The sequence below is a fragment of the Salinicola peritrichatus genome, from assembly GCF_003206715.1.
In the GTDB taxonomy this organism is placed as follows: Bacteria; Pseudomonadota; Gammaproteobacteria; order Pseudomonadales; family Halomonadaceae; genus Salinicola; species Salinicola peritrichatus.
In genome coordinates this window covers 1-9,129 of record NZ_PZJU01000085.1, presented here as the reverse complement: position 1 = coordinate 9,129, position 9,129 = coordinate 1, and the positions used below count along the sequence as shown (strand labels likewise).

The following is a 9,129-nucleotide window of genomic DNA, read 5'->3' as shown; positions in this document are numbered from 1 at the left end:
TCGGGGGGATTACCCCTCAACCAGATCGGCAAGCTCTACGCCATCGACAAGCGCGCCAAGGATCTCGATCCTCGAGCTCGTCACGCCCTGCGCGAACAGCAGAGCCGACCGTTGATCGGCCAGCTACGACGTCAGCTCGACAAGTCACTCAACCAGGTGTTGCCGAAAAGCACGCTGGGCAAGGCGCTGCACTATCTGGATCACCAGTGGCAACGCCTGACCCGCTTCCTCGACGACGGCCTCATCCCGTTGGACAACAACCCGGCGGAGAACGCCATCCGCCCCTTCGTGGTGGGGCGCAAGAACTGGCTGTTCAGCCAGACGCCACGCGGCGCCCACGCCAGTGCCGCCATCTACAGCCTCGTCGAAACCGCGAAATCCAACGGTCTCTCGCCATACGAGTATCTGCAGTTCGTGTTCGAGACGTTGCCGATGCTCGACGCGGAAGACGATCTCAGCTCCCTACTGCCCTGGCGGTGGAAAGAGACGCTACCGGTCTGAGCGTGGATCACATCACTGCAAACTGTTCAAGATGGGGTTCGTGGAGCGCTTACGTTCCGAAAGGGAATGATACCGATGCTCGATAACCATATCACCGAGCGAGAACTACAACCGTGCCACTGCGCGATCCTTGAAAGCCTGTCCGTACCTTGCCAATGCTCTGCTCCTCGCCCCCCGGATGGAGTCTATCGGGGCGACAACTAGTCTGACGCAGGGGGTCTTCCTGCCGGTGCATGCGCTGTAACACCCGGTACTGAAGGCGATTGAAGTAATCGAACCCGAGCCCGGGCAAGGGAAGGAACGGATTGGTGCGGCTCATGCCCCACAACGCCAGGCGCTCGCCCCAATCCTCCCTGACGAAGCCCGTCAGCAGATCACGGACGTTCCTCGGCTCGCTGAACAGAAGTTTGTAGCCGTTATCGTGCTGGTGCAGTATCAGTCTGCCCCCACCGGCCCCGAGCCGCCGGCAATTAAAATTTTTATAACAGCTCATTCCACGTCAAAGCGCTGGCCCACGCGAGCAATATGCTCTCTCAGGTCGTTATCGTCGATATCCTCGTAACGGCTCACATCGATAAAATAGGGAATATTGAGATCTTCAAAAGCTTCACGAAGCCGGGCCATGTCAGCTTCGGAGAGCGTACCATGCACAACCAGATCAATATCCGACCCCGGTTTGAAAGTCCCTTTGGCGCGAGAACCATAGATCTCAACTTTTTCGATGCCTGAAAAGGATGAGAGTACTTGTCGAAGGTCAGCCAGCGTCTTCTCAGGCAAGCCAAACATTACCGATACCCTTCCATGACAGATTCGAACTGCCGCAACGCCATATAATATCGATTAACGATATTGTTAAATTCTTTATCCAGGATACTATGCCGATAAGCATGCACCGTGGCATTACGTGTCTCTATCATATCCATCCAGACTTGGCCATCTTGCACCAATCCAAGATTGAAAGCCGAGCGTGCCGCACTCCGAGAGCCCGTGATATTTTGTATTCCTTCATGCTCCAGGTAATCTTTCATGACTTTCCAGGCCAGCTCATGGGTAAATTCAAAACGTTGGATAACACCTTCCTTGATGATGTCCTGAGTGGTATCACCGTACTCTTCTATGGCACTGCCAAGCTGACTTAGCGCTTTGGTATAGTTCGAAAAGCGTTGCTGCCAACGGATGTCATTAACCATTTTATCCTTCCCTTACCTGCTATCAGTTGCTAGTCGCAAAGCCCATTCGTTCACAGCGATAGCTGCCATCCTGCACGCACTACCACCATTCGCGGTTGTGGAAGGCTTTGTATGTATGGTTACTCCAAACCAAAGGTAACCAAGCAATCGGCAGGCCATTGAAATAGTTAGAAGAACTACAACCGCCGCTGCTCGATCACATGCCAGGAAGACTGCCCGCCCTTCGCCGCCGCCCTGGCGTCTTCCTGCCGGCGCATGCGCTGTAACACCCGGTACTGAAGGCGATTGAAGTAATCGAACCCGAGCCCGGGCAAGGGAAGGAACGGATTGGTGCGGCTCATGCCCCACAACGCCAGGCGCGAGCTACCCGGCTCCGCGTTGCCCCGCGCATGCACACCGAAGGTATTGGCGATCAGCAGCGTATTGGCCTTGACACGGAACGGCTGCGGGCCGGACACACCCAACTTCCGGGCATCCTCCTCGCTCACGCGGAACGAGCCGCGGGCGGTATAGCGGTCCGCGTGCGCCTTCGCACGCAAGCTCATCTCGTATTCCCACTTCAGCCGCTCACGGTGCGGGCGGTTGGAACCCGGCACAAAAACGAACGGGCCGTTTTCGTCGGTCACGTCTTCCAGATAGAGCCAGAACTTCATGGTCGGCTGGAACGTATCGACGTGCAGATTCTTCTGCGGATCGCGCGCGGTGGCACTATCCCGGCTGCCGTTATGCACGTTCTCGACATGGCAGATCGGCAGGCGCGCATGCCCGGCACAATAGCGGAACAGCCGCTTCAACGCGGAATCTTCCAGCACCGCCTTCACCGCGGGCAACTGCTCCAGCACTTCCGGCGCGAGCAGAATCCGGTGCGTGTTGGTATCGCCCTGGCAGCACTCGCGGATTTCCCCTTCGTACTCACGCACCGCCTTGACCAGTGCCTGAAATTGCGCTTCAGGCAGATAGTCTTCCTTGAGCACGTAACCGTACCGCTGGAACTGCTCGCGATCCGCCCTGGGCACGCCCGGCGCCAGCATCGCCATGCGCAGCCGGGACATCCAGTACGCCAGCCAGACACGCCCCACATGGAGCCCATAGCGATTGAGCCGGTCGCTGCCGATGAGCGGGTTGGCCTTGAAAGATTTAGCGCCGGTGAAAAGCTCGCCGAACCAAAGCGGAAATCTCGTCCATTGCATGTCGGTGCCCCACTTATTCGTGAGAAATCTACGAGAGTTTAGCCAAATGCTTCTCCCACTCCCAGGCATGTTTGAGGATCGTGGGAAGATCGGCGTATTGCGGCGTCCAGCCCAGTTCATTCTTGGCTCTCTTGGCATCCGCTACCAGAACGGCTGGATCACCTGCCCGGCGCTCTCCCTCTTCGACGTGGATACCCCGCCCTTCTTCGGCAACCAGACTCTTTGCCGCATCGATGACTTGCTGCACGGAAAATCCGTTGCCGTTGCCCAGGTTATAGGCTGCGGCACCTGACACCTTGCCACTTACGAGGGCCTCCAGCGCCAGCGCATGTGCCGCGCAAAGATCCTCGATATGGATGTAGTCGCGAATACACGTGCCGTCTTCCGTTGGATAGTCGCGCCCGAAAACGGTGATGCTTTCACGCCGCCCGGAAGCCGCTTGCAGGATCAACGGAATCAGGTGGGTTTCCGGGTCGTGGCATTCACCCAGCTCACCTTCCGGGTCCGCACCGCAGGCATTGAAGTAACGCAGGGAAACCGAGTTAAGCCCATAGGCCGTGGCATAGTCCTGTAGGGCCCGTTCCACCATCAACTTGCTGGCACCGTAAGGATTGATTGGCTTCTGCGGATGGGACTCATCTATCGGCGTATACTCCGGCTCGCCGAAAGTCGCCGCAGTAGAGGAGAAAATGAAATGATGCACATCGTGGCGCACCATTACATCAAGCAGATTCAGCGTATTGGAGACATTGTTGCGGTAATATTTGGCGGGATCGGCCACCGACTCACCAACCAAACTGCAAGCCGCAAAATGCATCACAGCATCAAAGGCATTTTCTCGGAATAGTCGCTCAAGCAACGCTGTATCCGCCAGGTCACCCACAACTAAATGACCATGGCGAGCAAGTTCACAAAAGCCCGTGCTCAGGTTATCCAGCACTAAAACATGGTGGCCCGCATTAATGAGTTGCTTCACCATATGAGAGCCAATATAACCGGCTCCTCCAATGACTAGTATCATATCCATTCCAATTGCTGTTTCGGCTTGACATTAGGCCAATGAATGTTTCGGTCAAAAAGGCTCCTCGCAGCCGCCTCCCTCGAAGCTCTTTTATATTCTAAGTATGTGCCGCTGAAATCCAATAGGTTATCTTCAGAAGAAATATACTCAACTATATATGACAAAGAACTTATCGACAAAATATCATTCAACCTGCTTGGAGTCACATATGAGTATACATATACATCAGGATATTGTTTTACAGCATTGATCAAGTCAGCCGCATCATAAATAGAGGCAGGACCAATGTAGACATCATCAGGCTTTAAATTATCGCGAATATATTTCTCAGCCTTTCTTCTATCCAGAGAAGAAACGAGATGAAGCTCCCCTACCACACTTACATCGGATTCTCTAAAGCCGCCCTCTCTATTCCAACTTCCTTCTTTATTAATTGTCATTGAGCTCATGAATTGGCTCTGCGAAAAAATACATTTATATACGTAATCAGCATCTACAGGAGAGATGACTTCACGGACACCATCAACACTTGAATATAAAAAACAAGCTTTAGAATTCCAACGCAAGACATCTAAAATAAAAGCCTGATCGCCTGAGACTTTTAAAAGCACACCTTGGAAGCCTTTGCTTCTATTAAGTAACTGAGCAACAATAGCTCCAATGACTCTGGAAACTAGGCTATACGACTTTCCATTTTCATATTTTCTCAGGAAAGACAAAGATACAGCATCAATATCCAAAATATTTATTTTTTCTTTAATGTTATCATAATCATGTTCAAAGCATACGTAGATCAGACCGGGAATCCGCTTAACGTATTCTGTATAATGTGTTTCATGCGGCATGCATGAATTCCAGATAACAGACTCGTGTTTTACCTTTGCCAAATATTTTTTCTGCTCGCTCCGGGTTTCTATTTCCCTAGGAATGATCCTCTCGTACTCTGACTTAGACATTGAAGCGAGCCGGCATAGCTTTTTTCTCAAACCTAGAGCATGATAAGATATCTTCCTGGCAAAGAATTTATCTTGGTGTAGAAGCTCTTCATAATCGTCTTCATAGTAGACACGAGGCACTCCCCAGCTATTAAAATTATACTTTGTAAGCAAATATGGCTCTAATTCTTTATTAGGAACAAGGTTCGCAACAAGGGTCTGAAAAAAATGCTCATCAGGAACACATGTCCTTCTATAAAATTTTTCTATCCCGCTATCCTTATCTAAAAGTCCAAGAATTTTCTCAACAGTAGAACGCCTTAGGCACCACCATTGAGAGCCTATATGGGGCGTATGCTCATGAGGCAGTTTCCTTTTAGGTAAAAACTTTTTCTGAAATTTTAACGACCAGTAGAATTTTTTGCGCTCAAACCTGTAATTAAAATAATGACGATACTCCCAACGCTCATTCTGTATTCCACCCGCAACCCAGCGAGATGTCCTGGCATCAACAGCTTCTATAAAATCTTTATCTGTATTAGATAGAAAATCGGCCAATTGATAGATAGGTTTTGTTGGCATGCACGAACCAGATAACAAGACAAACCTGGTCGCACCATTATATTCTTTTTCTCTAGCCAATCTCAGACAATTTAAAGTGGCTTGAACGATGGACCATTCTCCCCAAGCAACCTTGACTCGTTTAGCGAAATATACCCCACCTGGATATTGCTCTATCCCCCATGTGCCAGACTCATTCTCTAAATCATATGGAGAGTTCTGATCATAGTGCACATAAACATCATGTCCAGAAGAAATCAAAGATATTACTAACTCTTTTATTAGTGTCGGCTTTTCATGAGCTAACAAAATAAACGCAGGAGTTTCTTTCATTCTGACCATTCCCCATCATTAATGAGTCCTTTAGCCATTAATTTATACCAAATTTCACGGACGGAAATGTTGTCGCTAACACCTTTCCTCGCCGGAACGTTTGCTCCCAAAACCTTGTTCATGGCTAGGCCATTTTCGATCCTTCTTGGCGAAAAAGAAGAAAAAGGCTTTAAAAAGAAAAAAGTCTTTTTCCATCTAACGAGACAAATTTGAGCCACTGTCTTGCTTGATGAAGAAACAAGCTCTTCGTACAAATTAGCGACTCGGTTATTTCTATATCTTTTATTGTAAGAACGAAAATAGGTCTCTTGGAGAAAAGATAGTTCATCATCATTTTTATATTCCCCCCAGATTTCAGGGAGATATTTAGGTGAAAGGTTGATCGCCGACATAGCATACTCACGTGTCGACGATAAATATTCTATTAACTCCAAAATAGTCCGAGAATCATTATAAGGATATAAAAACAAACTCAAGTCATATCCCAGTAAAGTCCATTTTCCAGCTCTCAATTTATCGAGGTAATAGTTAAGCACATGTTTAAGTTTGGACATATCATTTATAACAATATAACAAATCCCTTTTTCCACCATCAAATTTCTCATGGTGTCATCAAAGGCCTCATTATCGACAACAAACAAAAATCCGCTAACACCCACCGATTCATAATAATTTAAATAAACATCTAACTCCTCAGGGTTAATTTTTTTCTTTATAACCGAGAGTGCGCAAAGATTACCCTCACAGTTATGAATAGATTTTTCCGTCGCATTATTAGCAATAGTTTTTCGCTGCAGATATTTCTGTATTACATAACGCTTCAGCCAAAAAAATTCGGCTACAACTTTTCTAATGATTCCATTCATATAGACACCGATGGAAATAAACATGACCGCATATCACTTTCAATCTATGCTAACCAATCAAAGATTTATATTCATACATGAGTAAGGCTTTTAAGAACAACCATTTTACTTTATAATTAGTAGGTTCTGCCTTAGGAGCGAATCAAACACATTATATGAATTAATCGCTCGTCAAGCTATAAATTTGTTTTGCCAATCTCAACTTCTCATGGTGAAAATATTTATCTCTTTTAGAGAGATAGGAGCAACCGCCATTATCGTCACCGAATGAAACATTAGCGAGATCGGAAAAAATAAAGTCAGATCCTCTGTCTATGATAGACTGATGTTTTATATCGTAATATCCAGCACCTTGATTACGAGAACTGCATAGACCAGAAATGCCATAACGAGCAAAAACAAAGTGAACATGAAAACGACTGCAAATAACTCTATCCTGTCTATTTACACTAATTGGCTTTGCTAGTGAATCAGCAACTTTTTGAACATCTATTTTTTCCCCAACCTTCTGTTCAACAAACCTGATCACATTTTCGTCTTCTCCAGGGGAGCTTTCAAAATAAACAATCTTATCAAATCGATTGCTACTTTCTCTACGTAAATCTTCCCAAAACTTCTCCGGTATTTTATTTACACTATTCCCTAACAAGGATAAATAGAGATTACGTCCTCCTCCTTGCCCCTCGCAAAAAATATCGTTTATGTCCCTTAAAAAACAATCATCCAACCCATATAAAAAATTAGGCAAATTAAACTCTTGTCTTAAAAACCTAAACCCCTCTATATCTCTAAGTTCAAAAACACTAAAACGAGAGAAAATTTCTAATAATTTCTCTCTCTTCGGATCTGGTATGTCACAAACCGGGCCAAACCCGATTCCAGTAGCAGCTATTTTTATTCCATATTCTTTATTCATCGCAGCCAAAAATCCAAGAAAGAACCCTCTCTCCGGCCAAAAGTCATTCAAATAGCCCCCGCCGTGCAAGTGAATATGCTTAGCAACTCTAAAGACATTAAAATCAATATGGGAATATCTTTTTAACCCATCATTTTCGACAAATTGGTATCCGCGTAAAACTTGATCCCAAAAGTTCAATCCTTTTCTAGAATGGGCTATACGTTCAAGATCAGATTTAAAAATCAAATTTGTTTGTGTTGTCGTTTCTCCATGGAGGCTTCTTGCCTTCTCCGAGGTTCCCTCATAGAAATGTATTTCATCCGCTACATTATTCTTTAGCAGAAACCTTTTCCAAGCATCCAATATTAATTCATCGCCATAGTTTGGCCAACCAGCACCACCAACTAGAACTACTTTTCTTACATCTTCAGTTTCATTCGCCATAGTATCAATCCTAAAAAATTCTGAAATAGTATATTGCAAATACAGCACTCAATAACAAATCACTCCAGCCAATTAACTTCACAAGCAAATTTATTGCTATTGATATATTCGATTTCTCTTTTATATTTTCGCGAGAAAAATTCTCTCTCGCCACTAGAAAAAGGCATAAAGGGAGTCACCGCTGTATCTTGAGGATTTTCATCCATCATATGAATCAACTTTTTTGTCGTCTTTTTTGAATACAATTCAGAGTAGAGCTTTGCAACCTGATATGCTTGCTGAGAAAGTTTACTTCTTCTTATTTTTGCCCCTTGGTTAGCTTCCGCTAAATCTAATCCTTTCCCAAGCAAGAGTTCAAAATATTTCTTTTCATTAAGTACAAATTCAAAGTCATTTATATATATTTTTTTACAACCTATAGAAGACACATCCTCTAACAAAGGCAACCAACTAATGTTCTGAAATTCAATATCTTCCAGGTACTCCTCAAATAGACAAAACTTATAGTGTCTAAGAGACTCTGAGTATCTGGAAATCAAATATTCTGAAAATTCTCTAAGTGTTATATAGACTTCTACTTCATACCCTTTCAAAGCATCAACTATTTTCTTAATCTTGTACTTGGCGCGTGGATAAAGTAATTGCTTACGTGGAGCATTGGTACCCCCAATAATATTTTCATCCGAGATGATTAGACGATTACAATTCATATATGGAAGTAAAAAATCAAGAATATCTTTCTTTCCGAAATCCTCATTATGCAATCTAGAAGTAACATTCTTCCTGAGTTCTGAAAGCTTAATGTAATTTATTTTATTTTCGGTAAGTGTTCGTCGGCTATTCCAGAGCTTGGACTGTATATGCGTAGTGGCTGTTTTGTGAACTCCCAAATGAAGAGCAATAATAGGGGTTTCCTCTACGACCATTATTTCGATCTCATAATTTGATTTTTAAAAGCATTACGACTTCATCAGATGTAATACCATATTTGAATACCATACAACCACTTATCAGTAATAACGCGAACTATCCATAGGACTCCTTTCTTTGCACCGTATATACAGCACCTGCCGCGGCCTGTAGTAGCGAGTACGAGCTTTCTTATCACAGCACCTTACCATCACATTAGTCCAGTCGGTACATAGCCAAGAAGTATTAGATGCCAGTAGTAGCTCTCCCGAGTTCGACAG

General features: G+C 45.2%; 9 protein-coding genes. 1 reads left to right on the top strand and 8 read right to left on the bottom strand.

The features are described from left to right. Positions 1 to 501: IS66 family transposase (locus DOM57_RS21165; RefSeq protein ID WP_162619627.1), on the top strand; the 501-nt coding region annotated here is incomplete at its 5' end. 489 nt (positions 502 to 990) lie between these two features. Here DOM57_RS21165 and DOM57_RS21155 read toward each other — a convergent pair. The 8 genes from DOM57_RS21155 to DOM57_RS21900 form a co-directional block, all read right to left on the bottom strand. After that, the gene (locus DOM57_RS21155; protein ID WP_110651670.1) at positions 991 to 1,287 is read right to left on the bottom strand and encodes a nucleotidyltransferase family protein; all 297 of its coding nucleotides are present in this window, start codon (positions 1,285 to 1,287) and stop codon (positions 991 to 993) included. Then, positions 1,287 to 1,691 carry a nucleotidyltransferase substrate binding protein gene (locus DOM57_RS21150; RefSeq protein WP_110651669.1) on the bottom strand — a complete coding sequence of 135 codons (405 nt, stop codon included), beginning with the start codon at positions 1,689 to 1,691 and terminating at the stop codon, positions 1,287 to 1,289. Before DOM57_RS21150 ends, DOM57_RS21155 begins: the two co-directional genes overlap by 1 nt. 176 nt (positions 1,692 to 1,867) lie before the next feature. After that, entirely contained in the window at positions 1,868 to 2,881 is a 1,014-nt protein-coding gene (locus tag DOM57_RS21145; RefSeq protein ID WP_162619626.1) for a phytanoyl-CoA dioxygenase family protein, read from the bottom strand. 28 nt (positions 2,882 to 2,909) lie between these two features. Further along, positions 2,910 to 3,902, bottom strand: a complete 993-nt coding sequence (galE, locus tag DOM57_RS21140) for a UDP-glucose 4-epimerase GalE (protein ID WP_239496369.1) — start codon at positions 3,900 to 3,902, stop codon at positions 2,910 to 2,912. Then, positions 3,899 to 5,731, bottom strand: coding sequence for a beta-1,6-N-acetylglucosaminyltransferase (locus tag DOM57_RS21135; protein WP_162619625.1), 1,833 nt, complete (start codon positions 5,729 to 5,731; stop codon positions 3,899 to 3,901). Before DOM57_RS21135 ends, galE begins: the two co-directional genes overlap by 4 nt. Further along, on the bottom strand, positions 5,728 to 6,621 hold the full coding sequence (locus DOM57_RS21905; protein WP_162619624.1) for a hypothetical protein: 894 nt from the start codon (positions 6,619 to 6,621) through the stop codon (positions 5,728 to 5,730). Before DOM57_RS21905 ends, DOM57_RS21135 begins: the two co-directional genes overlap by 4 nt. 136 nt (positions 6,622 to 6,757) lie before the next feature. Further along, entirely contained in the window at positions 6,758 to 7,939 is a 1,182-nt protein-coding gene (locus DOM57_RS21130; RefSeq protein WP_110651661.1) for a polysaccharide pyruvyl transferase family protein, read from the bottom strand. Positions 7,940 to 7,998: 59 nt separating this feature from the next. Further along, positions 7,999 to 8,865 (bottom strand): hypothetical protein, encoded by an 867-nt coding sequence (locus DOM57_RS21900; RefSeq protein WP_162619623.1) that lies wholly within the window; start codon positions 8,863 to 8,865, stop codon positions 7,999 to 8,001. Between the last annotated feature and the right edge of the window lie 264 nt (positions 8,866 to 9,129).